The sequence below is a fragment of the Pseudokineococcus sp. 1T1Z-3 genome, assembly GCF_037482365.1.
Classification (GTDB): Bacteria; Actinomycetota; Actinomycetes; order Actinomycetales; family Quadrisphaeraceae; genus Pseudokineococcus.
Window position 1 is genome coordinate 57,275 of sequence record NZ_JBBHZF010000026.1, and the last position, 16,124, is coordinate 73,398.

At 75.6% G+C, this 16,124-nt stretch carries 12 protein-coding genes and 3 tRNA genes; 6 read left to right on the forward strand and 9 right to left on the reverse strand.

From position 1 onward, the window contains the following. Positions 1–467: 467 nt before the first annotated feature. From WDV86_RS12375 to orn, 4 genes are all read right to left on the reverse strand, one after another. Positions 468–540, reverse strand: a tRNA-Lys gene (locus WDV86_RS12375). 81 nt (positions 541–621) lie between these two features. Then, the gene (locus tag WDV86_RS12380; RefSeq protein ID WP_339567947.1) at positions 622–906 is read right to left on the reverse strand and encodes a hypothetical protein; all 285 of its coding nucleotides are present in this window, start codon (positions 904–906) and stop codon (positions 622–624) included. Between the two features lie 181 nt (positions 907–1,087). After that, positions 1,088–1,160: transfer RNA gene (locus tag WDV86_RS12385), tRNA-His, on the reverse strand. Between the two features lie 162 nt (positions 1,161–1,322). After that, positions 1,323–1,907 carry an oligoribonuclease gene (gene orn, locus WDV86_RS12390; RefSeq protein ID WP_445263077.1) on the reverse strand — a complete coding sequence of 195 codons (585 nt, stop codon included), beginning with the start codon at positions 1,905–1,907 and terminating at the stop codon, positions 1,323–1,325. 142 nt (positions 1,908–2,049) lie between these two features. Between orn and WDV86_RS12395 the strand changes: the two genes are divergently transcribed. From WDV86_RS12395 to ettA, 5 genes are all read left to right on the forward strand, one after another. Next, positions 2,050–3,294, forward strand: coding sequence for a PrsW family intramembrane metalloprotease (locus tag WDV86_RS12395; protein ID WP_339567949.1), 1,245 nt, complete (start codon positions 2,050–2,052; stop codon positions 3,292–3,294). A 71-nt stretch (positions 3,295–3,365) separates the two neighbouring features. Beyond that, positions 3,366–3,438: transfer RNA gene (locus WDV86_RS12400), tRNA-Arg, on the forward strand. Positions 3,439–3,486: 48 nt separating this feature from the next. Beyond that, positions 3,487–5,256: a hypothetical protein gene (locus tag WDV86_RS12405; RefSeq protein ID WP_339567950.1), complete on the forward strand. Its 1,770-nt coding sequence runs from the start codon at positions 3,487–3,489 to the stop codon at positions 5,254–5,256. Beyond that, positions 5,253–7,028, forward strand: coding sequence for a GTPase (locus tag WDV86_RS12410; RefSeq protein ID WP_339567951.1), 1,776 nt, complete (start codon positions 5,253–5,255; stop codon positions 7,026–7,028). Before WDV86_RS12405 ends, WDV86_RS12410 begins: the two co-directional genes overlap by 4 nt. A 9-nt stretch (positions 7,029–7,037) precedes the next feature. Beyond that, positions 7,038–8,720, forward strand: coding sequence for an energy-dependent translational throttle protein EttA (gene ettA / locus WDV86_RS12415; protein WP_339567952.1), 1,683 nt, complete (start codon positions 7,038–7,040; stop codon positions 8,718–8,720). Positions 8,721–8,908: 188 nt separating this feature from the next. On the opposite strand, the gene WDV86_RS12420 is transcribed toward ettA, so the two are convergent. After that, on the reverse strand, positions 8,909–9,943 hold the full coding sequence (locus WDV86_RS12420; protein ID WP_339567953.1) for an acyl-CoA thioesterase: 1,035 nt from the start codon (positions 9,941–9,943) through the stop codon (positions 8,909–8,911). A gap of 432 nt (positions 9,944–10,375) precedes the next feature. On the opposite strand from WDV86_RS12420, the gene WDV86_RS12425 reads away from it, so the two are divergent. Further along, the gene (locus WDV86_RS12425; RefSeq protein ID WP_339567954.1) at positions 10,376–10,879 is read left to right on the forward strand and encodes an acyl-CoA thioesterase; all 504 of its coding nucleotides are present in this window, start codon (positions 10,376–10,378) and stop codon (positions 10,877–10,879) included. A 41-nt stretch (positions 10,880–10,920) separates the two neighbouring features. On the opposite strand, the gene WDV86_RS12430 is transcribed toward WDV86_RS12425, so the two are convergent. The 4 genes from WDV86_RS12430 to WDV86_RS12445 form a co-directional block, all read right to left on the reverse strand. Then, on the reverse strand, positions 10,921–12,015 hold the full coding sequence (locus tag WDV86_RS12430) for a sugar-binding domain-containing protein (RefSeq protein WP_339567955.1): 1,095 nt from the start codon (positions 12,013–12,015) through the stop codon (positions 10,921–10,923). Positions 12,016–12,097: 82 nt separating this feature from the next. Then, entirely contained in the window at positions 12,098–13,828 is a 1,731-nt protein-coding gene (locus WDV86_RS12435; RefSeq protein WP_339567956.1) for a glycoside hydrolase family 13 protein, read from the reverse strand. A gap of 68 nt (positions 13,829–13,896) precedes the next feature. Next, complete coding sequence (locus tag WDV86_RS12440) at positions 13,897–14,298, reverse strand: globin (RefSeq protein ID WP_339567957.1); 402 nt, start codon at positions 14,296–14,298, stop codon at positions 13,897–13,899. A 60-nt stretch (positions 14,299–14,358) separates the two neighbouring features. Then, complete coding sequence (locus WDV86_RS12445) at positions 14,359–16,119, reverse strand: SDR family oxidoreductase (RefSeq protein WP_339567958.1); 1,761 nt, start codon at positions 16,117–16,119, stop codon at positions 14,359–14,361. Between the last annotated feature and the right edge of the window lie 5 nt (positions 16,120–16,124).

The window sequence follows — 16,124 nt, forward strand, 5'->3', positions numbered from 1 at the left end:
CCGGGTCGCGACCCGGGCGAACGCCGCGGCATGACGCATGGGCATCAGATGGCTCTTGCCAGTCGGTGAGGCACGAGCGAGGGCCGGCACCCGGGGGTCGGGTACCGGCCCTCGCGGGTCGGACGGCGAGCGCTGGGCTCGCGATGTCAGGTGCGTGGCTAGGGCGTCTCGGTGGGGTGCTCGGGGGTCGGGGAGCAGCAGCGGGATGCGGGCGCTGCCGTGACTCCGCAGTCGACCTTCGCCGATCGCCTGCGCAAGGTGCGTCAGATGTGCGAGATGCAGCAGCGCCTCTGCGGAGGCGCTGCAGGTGCCCTACCCGCGCTACCCGCAATGGAAGGCGGGCAACCGGAAGCCGCGCGACATCGTGTCGGTGGCGCAGCGCATCGAGCTGCTCGCCGGCGTCATGGACGCTCGGAGTGCACAACAACGACCCCCGCCCGACGGCGTCGGACGAGGGTCGTGAGAAGTGCGCCGCCTCGGACTCGAACCGAGAACCCACTGATTAAGAGTCAGTTGCTCTGCCAATTGAGCTAGCAGCGCGTGCGGGGACCACGGTACACGCGGCCTGGCCGTCGGCGGAAATCGACGGTCGCGGCCCCGCGGGCCCTGACGGCCACCGCCTCAGTCGCCGACCTGGTCGGCGGCGTCGCCGTCCGCCGTGGTGCCGTTCGCGCCGGTCGGCTCCTCGGCCTCGCCCCACCAGGAGTCCTCGGGAAGTCCCTCGTCGTCGAGGATGGTCTCGCTGTCCGGACCCTTCGGAGAGGTCAGGTCCATGAGCAGCGACAGGGGGACGTGCTCGCCGAGCATGTCCATGACGTGGTCGCTGCCGCTGGAGCCGGCGGTCTCCTCGGGTACCCCGTCGGCGGTCTCCCGGCGGTCTGTCGACGTCGGGTTCTCGGGCGTCATGGTGGCCTCCTCGCGCGCTCGCCCTGAGGGTGGGGGCGATGCATCAGTGTCGCAGAGAAGAGCACGGTGCCGGCAGGACCCGCCGGACGACTGAGCCGTCCGGGTGACGGCCGCTCCGAGGGCGGGGCCGGGCCGGGAGCTGGCGAGGACGGCCCCGACGCGCGGGGCCGCCCTCGAGCGGGGTGAGTGACGGGACTTGAACCCGCGGCCACCTGGACCACAACCAGGTGCTCTACCGACTGAGCTACACCCACCATGTCGCCCGGGAGGTCTCGGCGAGCGCGTGCCGTCGAGGCCTCGTGGGCGGGGTCGAGCATACCCGCCGTGCGGCGGCCCGTCGTCAGCCTTATCGACCGCCCGCCCAGGACGGGGAGACCCGGCGGTGGGGCGCGGGCCCCCGGCGTCGGCGCGAGACCTCAGGCGCCCGTGACCCGCGCGGCCGCCGCGCGCGCGGCGGCGCTGTCGGGGCCGGGGGGCGCCGCGAAGACCGTCTCCCGGTAGTAGCGCAGCTCCACGATGCTCTCGCGGATGTCGGCGAGGGCCCGGTGACCGCCGGCCTTCTCGGGAGAGGCGAAGTACGCCCGCGGGTACCAGCGGCGTGCCAGCTCCTTGACCGAGGACACGTCGATGATCCGGTAGTGCAGGTGGTCGACGAGCTCGGGCATGTCCCGGGCGAGGAAGCCCCGGTCGGTGCCCACGGAGTTGCCCGCCAGCGGCGCCTTGCGCGCGTCGGGCACGAGCTCGCGCACGTGGTCGAGGACCTGGCGCTGGGCGTCCTCCAGCGTCGTCCCGGCCGCCAGCTCCTCCAGGAGCCCCGAGGCGGTGTGCATCTCTCGGACGACGTCGCGCATCTGCGCGAGCGCCTCCTCGGGCGGGGCGATGAGGACGTCGAGCCCCTCGCCGACGACCTGCAGGTCGGAGTCGGTGACGAGGACGGCGACCTCCACGAGCGCGTCGGCCTCGAGGTCGAGACCCGTCATCTCGCAGTCGATCCACACGATGCGCTGAGCCGAGGGGGAGGTCACCGCAGGAACTCTAGGCGTCGCCCCCGACGGGGCCCCGCTCGCCAGCCGGGCGAGACCTCGTGGGCGACGTGGCCCGGTCTCGGGGCGGCTGTCGGCCGCGCTGGCTAGCGTGCCCCCCATGACCGAGCAGCCGTCTCCGGCAGAGGTGGACGGCCCGCCGCCGCCCTCGCCGCTCGAGGTGCAGGAGCGGGTGGGCGCCGCAGCGGCCGACCGGCGCTCCGGTCGCGGCCGGCGGGCCGTCCAGGTCCTCGTGGCGACCGTGCTCGCCGGGGTCGTCGTGGCGGGCGTGCTGCAGGTGCTCTGGCTGGTGCTGCTGCAGAACGGCGCCGAGGCGGTGGTCGTCGGGGCCGCCCTCGCCCTGCTGCCCGTCCTCGTGGTCGTCGCCATCTTCCTGTGGCTCGACCGCTACGAGGCCGAGCCCCCCGGGATGCTGCTCCTCGCCTTCGGGTGGGGCGCCGGCGTGGCCACCGCCGCGGCGCTGGCCGTCAACACGCAGGCGAGCGTGCTGCTCGACGACGCCGGCCCCCCGGGCTTCACCACCCTGGCCGTCGTCGCGCCGCTGACCGAGGAGGCCGTCAAGGCGCTCGGGGTCGTCGCCGTGCTGCTCCTGCGGCGCCGGGAGTTCGACGGCGTCGTCGACGGCATCGTCTACGCCGGCATGGTCGGAATCGGCTTCGCCCTCGTGGAGAACGTCCTCTACTTCAGCACCGCCCTCGTGCAGGGCGGGACGTCGCAGCTCGCCGCCACCTTCGTCCTGCGCGCGGTCGTCTCTCCCTTCGCCCACCCGCTCTTCACGGTGCTCGTGGGGATCGGCGTCGGCCTGGCCGTCAGCCGGAGCTGGAGGGGCCGCTGGCTCCTGCCCTTCCTCGGGCTCGCCCTCGCCGTCGTCCTGCACGGCCTGTGGAACGGCTCGACCTTCGTGCCGCTGGGCTTCCCGCTCGTCTACCCTCTCCTCCAGGTGCCCGTCTTCGTCGGCGCCGTCACGCTCGCCGTGCTCGCCCGTCGCCGCGAGCACCGCGTCGTGCGCGAGCACCTCGACGTCTACGCCCGCGCCGGCTGGCTCACCTGGGCCGAGGCCGCGATGGTGGCCTCGCTCGCCGAGCGCCGCCGGGCCCGCCGCTGGGCGCGGCGGCTCGGCGGTCCCGACGCCCAGGACGCCATGGCCGAGTTCCAGCAGACCGCCTGCGAGCTCGCCTTCCTGCGCGAGCGGGTGGAGCACGGGACTGCCTCCCGGCACGCCGCCGACCGCGAGGCCCGGGTGCTCGTCGAGCTCTGGCAGCTGCGGGCGCACTTCCTCGTCGGGCCTGGCGGTCCGCCGCCCGGCGCGACCCCGCCCGCCGCGCACGCGCTGAGCGCCCGTTAGCCCGCCGGTCCCTCGGCCGGGCGACGCTCCAGGGCTACCCTCGTCACGGCCGAGCAGCGCCCAGCGGCCGTGCCCCCGTAGCTCAGCGGACAGAGCAGCAGACTTCTAATCTGACGGTCGCAGGTTCGATCCCTGCCGGGGGCGCCGACCAGCCGACCGGGGACGCCGGCCCCGCCTGGCAGGCTGTGCGCCGTGAGCGGAGCGGGCGACGGCGGGCAGCTCCTCACGGCGCTGGAGCGGCTGCGCGGCGAGCTCGACGGCCTCTACCTCCCCCTGGACCTGCCCGACGCCGGCCGCAGCCGCACGGCCGCCGCCGGGCTTCGCGACCAGCTCGACGACTACCTCCTGCCGCGGCTGCGGCAGATCGACGCGCCGCTGCTCGCCGTGGTCGGCGGGTCCACCGGGGCGGGCAAGTCGACGCTCGTCAACTCGTTGCTGCGCGAGCGCATCTCGCGGGCCGGGGCGCTGCGGCCGACGACCCGGGCGCCCGTCCTCGCCCACCACCCCGACGACGCCGCCTGGTTCACCGGGGAGCGGGTGCTGCCGGCGCTCGCGCGCTCGACCGGCGCCGAGGAGCCCGGCGGGCCCGCCACCGCCGAGAGCCCGGCCGCCAGCGGCCTGCGGCTGGTGGCCTCGACTGCCGTCCCGGTCGGCCTGGCGCTGCTCGACGCGCCTGACGTCGACTCCGTCGTCGACGCCAACCGCGCGCTCGCGGTCCAGCTGCTGTCGGCCGCCGACCTCTGGGTGTTCGTCACGACGGCCTCGCGCTACGCCGACGCCGTCCCGTGGGAGCTGCTCGCCGGCGCCGCGAGGCGGGGCGCCTCGGTCGCCGTCGTCCTCGACCGTGTGCCCTCCGGCCCCGGCGACGCCGCCGTGCTGCGCGAGGTGCGTGGCCACCTCGCGACCATGCTCCGCGACGGCGGCCTGGGCGGAGCGCCGCTGTTCACCGTGCTGGAGAGCAGCGACGGCGACGCGGCCGTCGACGGCCTGCTGCCCGAGGCAGCGGTGGCGCCCCTGCGCGGGTGGCTCGACACCCTCGCCGGTGACGCCCGGCAGCGCTCGACCGTCGTCCGCCGCACCCTCACCGGCGCCCTGGACTCCCTGCCCGACCGGCTCGCGCCGGTCGCGGGTGCAGCGACCGCGCAGAGCGCCGCCGCCGAGGCGCTGCGCGCCGACGTCGTCGCCGCCTTCGCCGTCGGCCGCGAGGAGCTGGAGACCGAGCTGACCGACGGCACCCTCCTGCGCGGCGAGGTGCTCGCCCGCTGGCAGGAGTTCGTCGGCACCGGCGAGCTCTTCCGGTCCCTGGACGCCGCGGTCGGCCGGCTGCGCGACCGGCTCGGCGCCCTCGTCCGCGGCGGCCCCGCCCCGGGGCCGGAGCCCGTCGGCGAGGCCGTCCGCTCCGGCGTCGCCGACCTCGTCCGCGCCCGGTGCGTCGCGGCGCTGGACCGCACACGCGAGCGCTGGGAGACGAGACCGGCGGGTGCGCAGGCGCTCGCGGTCGCCGGGCCCGCCCTGGAGCTGCCCGACGGCTTCGACGAGCGCGTCACCCGGCTCGTGCGCGACTGGCAGCGGGGCGTCCTCGACCTCGTCCGCGCCGAGGGGGAGGGGCGGCGGACCCGGGCGCGGGTGCTGTCCTTCGGCGTCAACGCGCTCGGCGTCGCGCTCATGGTCGTCGTCTTCGCCAGCACCGCCTTCATCCCCACCGGCGCCGAGGTGGGCGTCGGCGTCGGCGCCGCCGCCGTCGGGCAGCGGCTGCTGGAGGCCGTCTTCGGGGACGCCGCCGTGCGCGCGCTCGCCGCCCAGGCCCGGGCGGACCTGCTGCGCCGCGTCGACGAGCTCGTCGACGTCCCCCGCCGCCGGCTGGTGGAGGCCCTCGACGGCGTCGGCGTCGACCGGGAGGCGGCGGGGCGCCTGGAGACCGCGCTCGCCGACGTGGCCGCGGCGCGGGCGGTGGACGCGTGAGCCCACGGCTCGGACGGCGAGGGACCGCCGCGCCCGAGGGCGTCGTCGACGGCGCCGCCCTCGCCGAGCGGGCGGCGGCCCTGCGCGCGGCCGTCGCGCTCGGCGGGGCGCGCCTCGACCCGGCTGCCGTCGCCGCCGCCGAGCCGGTGCTGCAGCGCGCTGACGAGCGGCTCCGGCTGGGCAGCGGTCGCACCGTCGTCGCGCTCGCCGGCGCCACGGGTAGCGGCAAGTCGAGCCTGTTCAACGCCCTCGCGGGGCTGCCGCTCTCCCAGGTCGGTGCGCGGCGCCCGACGACGGCGACGCCGACCGCGTGCGTCTGGGGCCCCGAGCCGTCCGAGGAGCTCCTGGACTGGCTGGAGGTGCCGCGCCGGCACCGCACCGAGCGGGAGAGCGCGCTGGACGCCGGCGACCAGGCCGACCTGCACGGCCTCGTGCTGCTCGACCTGCCCGACCACGACTCGACGGCCCTCGCCCACCGGCTCGAGGTGGACCGGCTCGTGCGCCTCGTCGACCTGCTCGTGTGGGTCGTCGACCCGCAGAAGTACGCCGACGACGCGCTGCACGCCACCTACCTGCGGCGTCTCGCCGGCCACGACGACGTCGTCCTGCTCGCGCTGAACCAGGTCGACCGGCTGCCGCCCGACGACGCCCGGGCGGCGCAGGCCGACCTGCGGCGGCTCCTGGTCGCCGACGGCCTGCCCGGTGTCGACGTCGTGACGACGTCGGCCCGCACGGGCGAGGGCGTCGGCGCGCTGCGCGCCCGGCTGGCCGACGCCGTGGCCGCCCGTGCGCTGGCGCTGCGGCGCACCGAGGCCGACCTCGAGGACGTCCGCGCCCACCTGGCCCGCTCGACGGCGCCCGAGCCGCGCGAGGTCCCCGCGCCCGAGGACGTCGACGGCGCCGACGAGCTCGTGGTCGCGCTCGGGGCGGCGGCCGGGGTGCCTGCCGTCGTCGGCGCCGTCGAGGCCGACCACCGTCGGCGCGCGCTGCGCCGCACGGGGTGGCCCCTGCTCCGGTGGACCTCCCGGCTGCGGCGCGAGCCGCTGCGGCGTCTCGGGCTGGAGCGCCGCATGGCCGAGACCGGCAGCGGCGCGCCGGAGCTCGTCGTCAGCTCGGTGCCCGCGCCGACGCCGTCGCAGCGCGCCGCCGTCGACCTCGCCGGCCGCGAGGTCGGGGTGCGGGCGGCCGCAGGGCTGCCCCCGCGCTGGGCCGGGGCCGTGCGGACCGCCGCCGCGCCCGAGGGCACCGACGTCGCCGACGCCCTCGACCGCGCCGTCGTCGGCGTCGAGCTGCCGCGGGCGACGCCGGCCTGGTGGGGCGTCGCGGCGGTCGCCCAGCTGCTGCTCGCGCTGGCCGCGCTCGCCGGGCTCGTGTGGTTGGTCGGGCTGGGCGTCGCCGCGTGGCTGCAGCTGCCGCCCCTGCCCGTGCCGGCGGTCGGGCCGGCGCGTGAGGACGGCACCCGGGTGCTCCCGCTGCCGACGGCCCTGCTCGTCGGCGGGCTCCTGCTCGGTGCGGTGCTGGCGGCGCTCGCGCGTCGGGTCGCGGCGGCGGGGGCTCGGCGGGAGCGCCGGAGCGCCCAGGAGCGCCTGGACGCCGCCGTGCGCACGGTCGCCGTCGACGCCGTGCTCCGGCCGGTGACCGCGGTGCTCGCCGAGCACGAGCAGGTGCGCGAGGCGCTGTCGCCGACGACCGGGCGGCTCGCTCGCCGTGCCGGCCGGCACGGTCGCCGAGGCCGCCACGGCGCGGCGGGAGGGCCCGGCGCCGCCCACTAGCCTGGCGTCATGGCCGAGTTCATCTACACCATGACCAAGGCGCGCAAGGCGCACGGCGACAAGGTGATCCTCGACGACGTCAGCATGTCCTTCTACCCCGGCGCCAAGATCGGCGTCGTCGGGCCGAACGGCGCGGGCAAGTCGACGATCCTGAAGATCATGGCGGGGCTCGACCAGCCCTCCAACGGGGAGGCGCGGCTGTCCCCGGGCTACAGCGTCGGCATCCTCGAGCAGGAGCCGAGCCTGGACGCGGACAAGGACGTGCTCGGCAACGTCAAGGACGGCCTCGGCGACATCGTCCGCAAGAAGGAGCGCTTCGACGCGATCGGCCTGGAGATGGCCGAGCCCGACGCCGACTTCGACGCCCTCATGAGCGAGATGGGCGCGCTGCAGGAGGAGATCGACACCGCCGACGCCTGGGACCTGGACTCCCAGCTGGAGCAGGCGATGGACGCGCTGCGCTGCCCGCCCGGCGAGGCCGACGTCACCGTCCTGTCCGGCGGGGAGAAGCGTCGCGTCGCCCTGTGCAAGCTGCTGCTGTCCAAGCCCGACCTGCTGCTGCTCGACGAGCCCACCAACCACCTGGACGCCGAGAGCGTGACGTGGCTGGAGCAGCACCTGGCCGTCTACCCCGGCGCCGTCCTGGCCGTGACGCACGACCGGTACTTCCTCGACAACGTCGCGGGCTGGATCGCCGAGGTCGACCGCGGCCGGCTCTACCCCTACGAGGGCAACTACTCCACCTACCTGGAGAAGAAGCAGGCGCGCCTGGAGGTCCAGGGCAAGAAGGACGCCAAGATGGCCAAGCGCCTGGCCGACGAGCTGGAGTGGGTCCGCTCCAACGCCAAGGGCCGCCAGACCAAGTCCAAGGCCCGTCTGGCGCGGTACGAGGAGATGGCGGCCGAGGCCGAGCGCACCCGCAAGCTCGACTTCGAGGAGATCCAGATCCCGCCGGGCCCGCGCCTGGGCAGCCAGGTCATCGAGGTCTCAGGGCTGCGCAAGGGCTTCGGCGACCGCGTCCTCATCGACGACCTGTCCTTCACCCTGCCGCGCAACGGGATCGTCGGCGTCATCGGCCCCAACGGCGTCGGCAAGACGACGCTCTTCAAGACGATCGTGGGGCTGGAGGAGCCCGACGGCGGCGGCGTCAAGGTCGGCGACACCGTGAAGATCTCCTACGTCGACCAGGGTCGCCAGGGCCTCGACCACGGCAAGACGTTGTGGGAGACCGTCTCCGACGGCCTCGACTACATCCAGGTCGGCAACGTGGAGATGCCCTCGCGGGCCTACGTCTCGGCCTTCGGCTTCAAGGGCCCCGACCAGCAGAAGCCCGCCGACGTCCTGTCCGGTGGCGAGCGCAACCGCCTCAACCTCGCGATGACGCTCAAGGAGGGCGGCAACCTGCTGCTGCTCGACGAGCCGACGAACGACCTCGACGTCGAGACCCTCGGCAGCCTGGAGAACGCGCTGCTCGACTTCCCGGGCTGCGCCGTCGTGATCTCCCACGACCGGTGGTTCCTCGACCGGGTCTGCACGCACATCCTCGCCTACGAGGGGACGCCCGAGAACCCGGCCAGCTGGTACTGGTTCGAGGGCAACTTCGCCTCCTACGAGCAGAACAAGGTCGAGCGGCTCGGTCCCGACGCCACCCGCCCGCACCGCGTGACCTACCGGCGGCTCACGCGCGACTGACGACGTCGAGCGCTCTGACGACGACGGCCCGGCACCTGGTGGTGCCGGGCCGTCGTCGTCGATGCCTCGGGAGGAGAGAGGCCACGAAGTCCGTCTGGTGGGGTCCGGAGGACGGAGAAGGGCTACGAAGCCCGTCCGACGGGGCCGTGCGGACGGAGAACGGCGACGAAGTCCGGGGGCTCGCGGCCTCAGGACGGCCGGGGGGCGCGGACCATGCCCTCCTGGGCGACGGTCGCGACGAGGGCGCCGTCGCGACGGAAGATCGACCCGGTCGCGAGGCCGCGGTCGCTGGAGCCGCTGGGGGAGCGCTGCCGGTAGAGCAGCCACTCGTCAGCCCGGGCGGGGCGGTGCCACCACATCGCGTGGTCCAGGCTCGCGACGCGGATGCCGCGGGTGGCCCACGTGAGGCCCTGGCGGGACATGACGGGCTCCAGAAGGGAGTCGTCGCTCGCGAAGGCCAGCAGGGCGCGGTGCAGCACCGGGTCGTCGGGCAGGTCGCCGCGGGCGCGCAGCCACACGACCTGCTCCTCCCCGGGCGGGAGGTCGGCGACGGGGACGTGCCGCACCTCGACGGGCCGTTGCGCGGCCCACGTCCGGGCCCACGTGAGCAGGTCGGCGCCGCGCCCGCCGTCGGTCGCGGCGACGTCGCCGTCGGGGGCCCGCCAGGTCGGCGGCGCCGCCTCGGTGCCGAGCATCTGCTCGGTGCCGGGCACGTCGTCGGGGCCGGGCACGACGGGGGCGGGGTCCTGGTGCTCGCGGCCGTCGGCGGGGACCTGGAACGAGGCGATCATCGACAGGATCGGCCGCCCGCCCTGCAGGGCGTGCACGCGCCGGGCGCTGAAGGAGCGGCCGTCGCGCAGGCGCTCGACGGCGAAGGTGATGGGCGCCGAGGAGTCCCCAGGCCGAAGGAAGTAGCCGTGCAGCGAGTGCAGCGGCCGGCTCTCCGGCCCGGCGAGCGCGTCGTCGTCGGCGCCCTCCAGCGCGGTGGCGTCCGCGATGGTGCGCGAGGCCGCGACGACGGACTGGGCCAGCACCTGCCCGCCGAAGACCCGGCCGTGGGGCTGGGGGAGGCTCGCACCGGAGAACTGGTCCTGGCCGCGGTCGTCGAGGCCCTCCGCGGCGAGGTCCAGGACGCCGAGCAGCGCGCTCAGCGCCTCACCGGGTCGACCGGCGTGGTCGTCGTCGAGGCGGGGTAGCTGCTGCGCTCCGTCGGTGTCCAGCACCGGGCGACCGTACCGGTGCCTCGCGGCATGGCGTCTGCGTGTCGAGAGGCCCTCGTCGTCGCCGTCGCCCACGTCGACGGCGACGTCGGTTCCGGCGCGGTGGACGGCGACGAGCCCCGGGTCCGCGACCACCCGGCGTCGGTGCGGCACCTCGACGTGCACGGCGTCGAGGGCCGGCGCCGGGCAGGACACGCACCACCCGCCCCGCCTCGTGCCGCGTGGCCTGGGCGGCCGGCTTCGCCGCCGACCGCGGGCCCGCGGAGCGTCCAGCGGGAGCACCTCTCGTCGTCGTCGCGGCGACCCACTCCTCTGCCTCGGAGGTCGTCACCTCGGTGCCGCCGCAGTCTTCGAGCCGCCGGCGTCGGGGACACCCCGGTGTCCGCGCCACCAGCCGCGGCAGGAGCACCGGTCGGCCCCTGCGACGATTCGCCTATGCCCGCCAGAGAGGTCCTCGTCCCGTTGCGCTGGTCCGACATGGACGCCTACGGGCACGTCAACAACGTGCAGTACGTGCGGCTCATGGAGGACGCGCGCATCCTCGGCTTCCGCTTCCGGAGCGGGGAGACGACGTCGGACGCCCCCGGCCGCACCGGCACCATCGTCGCCCGCAACGAGGTCGAGTACCTCGCCCCGCTGGAGTACCAGTACGAGCCCGTCACCGTCCGGTTCTGGGCGAGCCGGCTGTCCGGTGCCAGCTTCGACCTCGGCTACGAGATCCGCGGTCGTGCGGGTGACGCGCCGGGCGGAGGGGCGACGCTGCGCCCCGACGCCGAGGGCTGGGTGGTCTACGCCCGCGCCGAGTCGACCATCGTGCTCGTCGACCTGGGCACCGGCCGCCCGCGGCGCATGACGCCGCAGGAGAAGACGATGCTCGAGGACATGTCCGGCCCACCCGTCGAGCTGCGCCGCCGTCAGCGGGAGCAGGCGACGGGCTGAGGAGGACCGCCCCGCCGCGACGACGGCCGGCCGGCCGGAGCTCAGACGTCGGCGTCCCCGGGCAGCTCGTCGTCCGGGTCGCACCCCGGCAGCAGCTCGGGCGGCAGGGCGAGCAGGGCGTCGGCCAACCCGGCGTCGGCGACCAGGCTCGTCAGCAGCCCTGAGCGCACGGCGGCGAGGACGGCGGGCGCGCGGGCCGCGCCGTAGGCGACGGCGACCACCTCCGGCACACGCTCCAGCTGCTCCAGCTCCAGGGCGACGACCCTGTCGTCGAAGCCGCTCGGGACGCGCCGGCCGTCGGCGTCGAGCAGGCGCCCGCTGATCTCGGCGACGGCCCCACCGGCCACGCCTGCCGCGCGCTCCTCCGCCGTGACCGCCGGCCAGATCGTCGAGGAGCCCTCCGCCCACCCGCCGACGGCGACGACGGCCGTGCTGAGCCGGTCGACGCCGCGCAGGGCGGCCGCGATGCCGGGGTCGCGCCGCAGCGCGGTCGCCGTCTCCGCGTCCGCGGTGACGAGCGGGGCGTAGACCGGGAGGGCGCGCCCACCCCCGGCCGCGGCCGCGCGGCGGACGATCTCGACCGTGCTGGCGCCGCCGTCGTCGAGCGCCCCGGCGAGCTGGACGACGGTGCAGCGCGGCAGCTGCCCCAGCTCGGCGGCGGCGTGCGCGAGCGTCCGGCTCCAGGTGAGACCGAGCACCTCGCCCTCGACGAGCAGCTCCTCCAGCAGACCCGCGAGGGCGCGGCCGACGTGCCGACGGACGCCGTCGACGTCGCCGGTCGGGACCTCGACGACGACCGTGCGCTCCAGCCCGAGCACCTGGGCCAGGGCGACCGAGCGCTCGGGGTCGGTACCGCCGGGCACGACGACGGTCACGCGGACGACGCCGCGCTCGGCGGCCTCGTCGAGCAGGCGGGCGACCTTGAAACGGCTGATGCCGAGGTCCTCGGCGATGGCGACCTTGCTGTGCCCGAGGACGTGGAAGCGGCGGGCGACCTCCCCGAGCAGGACGAGACCGGTCGGCCCCGGCGGGTGCTCCGCGGCGGTGCCCGTGGCGCGCGAGCCGCGGGTCGTCGTCGTCCCGGCGCGCTCGCGCGCCGCGCGCGGGACCGGCGGACGGACGTCGTCGAGGCTCACCGTGGCTCTCATCTGCGAGAAGGAGCCGCTCACCTGAGCGGTGCAGCCACCGTAGTGGGGCGAGCCTCTCGGAGGAACCCGGTCAGCCGCCCGTGACGTCGCGCAACCACGCCGTGGTCGTGGGCGGCAGCATCCGCGCGTCGCCGTCGGCCGCCAGCTCGCCGCTGACGAGCAGCACCTCGGCGCCGTCCGGCAGCGGGACCGGTGCCTCGCCGAGGTTCGCGACGACGAGCACCCCGGCGGAGCGCAGCGCCAGGACCCCGTCCTCGACCTCTGCCGTGCCGCCGAGGTCGGTCCAGGCCAGCGCCGCCGACGAGCCGAGACCCAGGTCGCGCCGCAGGCGCAGCGCCGCCCGGTACATCTCGTACGTCGAGCCGGGGACGTCGCGCTGGCGGTCCAGCGCGAGCTCGCCGTACTCCGGTGGCTGTGGCAGCCACGACGCCGACGTCGGGCCGAAGCCGTACGAGGGCGCGCCCGACTCCCACGCCATCGGCACCCGGCACCCGTCGCGGCCCCGGACGGCGTGGTCCGAGCGCTCCCACGTCGGGTCCTGCCGGGCGTCCGCCGGGACGGCGACGTCGGGCAGGCCCAGCTCCTCGCCCTGGTAGAGGTAGGCGCTGCCCGGCAGCGCCAGCATGAGCAGCGTCGCCGCGCGGGCCCGCCGCAGGCCGAGGGCGGCGTCCGGCGGCGGCGCGTCGGGGTCGAGCCCGTCAGGGTTGCCGCCGGCGTCCATGACCAGCCGGGTGGCGTGCCGGACGACGTCGTGGTTGCTGAGCACCCAGGTGGGCGGGGCCCCGACGGCGCCCATCGCCTCGACGGTCGCGTCGACGGCCTCCTGCAGCGCCGTCGCCTCCAGCGGCGCGACGAGGTAGGCGAAGTTGAACGCCTGCTGCATCTCGTCGGCGCGCACGTAGCGGGCCAGGCGCTCCAGCGGCTCGACCCACGCCTCGGCGACGAGCATCCGGTCGCCGTCGTAGGAGTCGAGCACCTTCCGCCAGCCGCGGTAGATCTCGTGCACGCCCTCCTGGTCCCACATCGGCGGGGGCGTGCGGGCCTCCCCGTGCTGGCCGGCCAGGGTGCCGGTGATCATCTCGGTCTCGGCGTCCCACTCCGGAAGTCCCTCGGCCTTGACGAGGCCGTGGGCGACGTCGACCCGGAAGCCGTCGACGCCCCGGTCCAGCCAGAAGCGCAGGACGTCGTGGAACTCCTCGACGACCTCGGGGCTGGTCCAGTCCAGGTCGGGCTGGGAGACGTCGAACAGGTGCAGGTACCACTGGCCGGGGCGGCCGTCGGGCTCGGTGACGCGCGTCCACGCCGACCCGCCGAAGACGGAGCGCCAGCTCGTCGGCGGCAGCTCGCCGTCCTCGCCCCGGCCGTCGCGGAAGAGGTAGCGGGCGCGCTCGCGGCTGCCGGGCGCCGCGGCCAGCGCCTGCTGGAACCAGGCGTGGTCCCACGAGGTGTGGTTGGGCACGAGGTCCACGACGACCCGCAGCCCCAGCTCCTTCGCCCGGGCCAGCAGCACGTCGGCGTCGGCGAGCTCGCCGAAGCGGGGGTCGACGTCGCGGTAGTCGGCGACGTCGTAGCCGGCGTCGTGCTGGGGCGAGGTGTAGAACGGCGAGAGCCACAGCGCGTCGACACCCAGCTCGACCAGGTGCGGCAGCCGGGCGGTGATGCCGGGCAGGTCACCCATGCCGTCGCCGTCGGAGTCGGCGAAGGAGCGCGGGTAGACCTGGTAGATCACGGCGGAGCGCCACCACTGCCCGCCGGCGGCGGCGGGGGTCGGCTCGACGGCGGTCTCGGGAGGTGTCGACACCCCGCGAACCTACCGGCGCGAGCGTGGCCGCCGCCGGGGCGGACCGCGTGTCCCGCCCGCTCGCAGGCTCAGCCGTCGAAGGTGTTGAGGAGGCTGTGCGCGGCCCGCTCCAGGTAGTCCCACAGCTCGGCGTGCAGCAGCGGGGGCAGGTCCAGGGAGTCGACGGCCGCGCGCATGTGCAGCAGCCAGCGGTCGCGGGCGACGGGCCCGACGGCGAAGCCGGCGTGCCGCATCCGCAGCCGCGGGTGGCCCCGGGTGTCGGAGTACGTCGTCGGGCCGCCCCAGTACTGCTCGAGGAAGAGCGTGAGGCGCTCGCGCGCCCCCGTGAGGTCCTGCTCGGGGTACATCGGGCGCAGCACGTCGTCCTGGGCGACGCCCTCGTAGAAGCGGTCGACCAGGGTCACGAAGGTCTCGTGCCCGCCGACGGCGTCGTAGAAGGTCTGCTGACCGGCTGGTCCCTGGATGCGCACGCGTCCCAGTCTCGCCCAGCCACGGGTGAGGCCCCACCGCGGCTGGGTGGTGGTCAGGCCTCAGGCGGCGGGCGCCCGCTGGCGCATCTCGGCCTCCGCCTGCTCGCGCAGCAGCGCGCCGGCGTCGGGGTTGCTCGCGTAGGCGTCCTCGGCCGCCTTGGCGACGTTGCGCTGCATGCCGCCGAAGACGACGGCGTGGAAAGGCACGATGGCCGTCCAGTACAGGCGCCCCGGCAGACCGCGAGGGTGGAACAGCGCCCGCTGGTGGAACACGACGGCGTCGTCGGCGGTGCCCTCGGGCATGCGGCCGGAATGCTTGGCCTCGGCGCCCGTCTCGACGGACAGCTCCAGCCACGCCAGGCCAGGCAGCCGCATCTCGGCGCGCAGGCGCACGAGCCTCCCGGGCTCGATCGCCTCGACCCGCCACCAGTCGAGGGCGTCCCCGACGCTCAGGTGCAGGGGGTCGCGCCGACCACGCCGCAGCCCCGGCCCGCCGAAGACCTGGTCCATGACCCCCCGGGTCCACCACCCGAGCTGGAAGGAGTACCAGCCGTTGGTGCCGCCGATGCCCTGCAGCACGGCCCACAGGTGCTCGGCGGGGGCCTGCACGACGGTGCTCCGGTCGTCCTCGTACAGCGCGCCGCCGGCCCAGTCGGGGTCCGTCGGCAGCGGCTCGCTGGGGGCCCCCGGCAGGCTGGCCGAGCGCCAGGACGTCTCCACCTCGTAGTCGCGGATCCGGGTGAGGGCCAGCCGCACGGACTCCTCGAAGCCGATGAGGCCGTCGTCGGGGTCGGGCACCCACTGCTTGAGGTCGTCCTCCTTGCAGACGACGTCGTGCACGAGGCTGCCGATGAGCGGCTTGGCGATGTTCTTGGGGACGGGCGTGACCATCCCGGTCCAGTGCGAGGCCAGCCCCGGCGTCAGCACCGGCAGCGGCGCGATGACGCGGGGGCGCAGGCCGGCGACGGCGGCGTAGCGCTGCATCATCTCGCGGTAGGTGAGGACGTCGGGGCCGCCGATGTCGAAGCCCCGGTTGGTGCCCTCGGGCAGGGAGACCGTGCCGACGAGGTAGCGCAGCACGTCGCGCACGGCGATCGGCTGGATGCGCGAGGTGACCCACTTCGGCGTCACCATCGCCGGCAGCAGGTCGGTGAGGTTGCGCATCATCTCGAAGGACGCCGACCCCGAGCCGATGATGACGGCGGCCTTCAGCACGACCGACGGCACCCCGGAGGCGAGGAAGATGTCGCCGACCTCCTTGCGCGAGCTGAGGTGGTCGGAGAGCTCGACGTCCTCGGGGTAGAGCCCACCGAGGTAGACGACGCGGCCGACACCCTCGTCCCGCGCCGCCGTGACGAAGGTCCGGGCGGTGTAGCGGTCGAGACGCTCGAAGTCCTTGCCCGAGCCGAGGGAGTGGATGAGGTAGAAGGCCACGTCGACGCCCCGCAGGGCCGCCGACACCTGCTCGACGTCGTGGGCGTCGGCGTCGACGATCTCGACGTCGTCGTACCAGGGGCGGTCGGCGAGCCGCTCGGGGCGGCGGGCCATCGCCCGCACCCGGTAGCCGGCGGACAGCAGCTGCGGCACGAGGCGTCCGCCGATGTAGCCGGTGACGCCGGTGACGAGCACGAGCGGCGTCGAGCCGTCCTTCCGGTAGGTGGCGCGGACGGCGTCGTCCACGGCGCTCGCGTCCCGGCGCAGGTCGGCCCCGCGCACGTCGCTGCCGCCGAGGTCGCCGTCGCCCGGCCCGTTGACCGGGCTCCGGACGGCGCCCGGCTCCGTCGAGCCCTCGTGCTGGCTGTCCCCCTGCGTCTCACCCATGGACC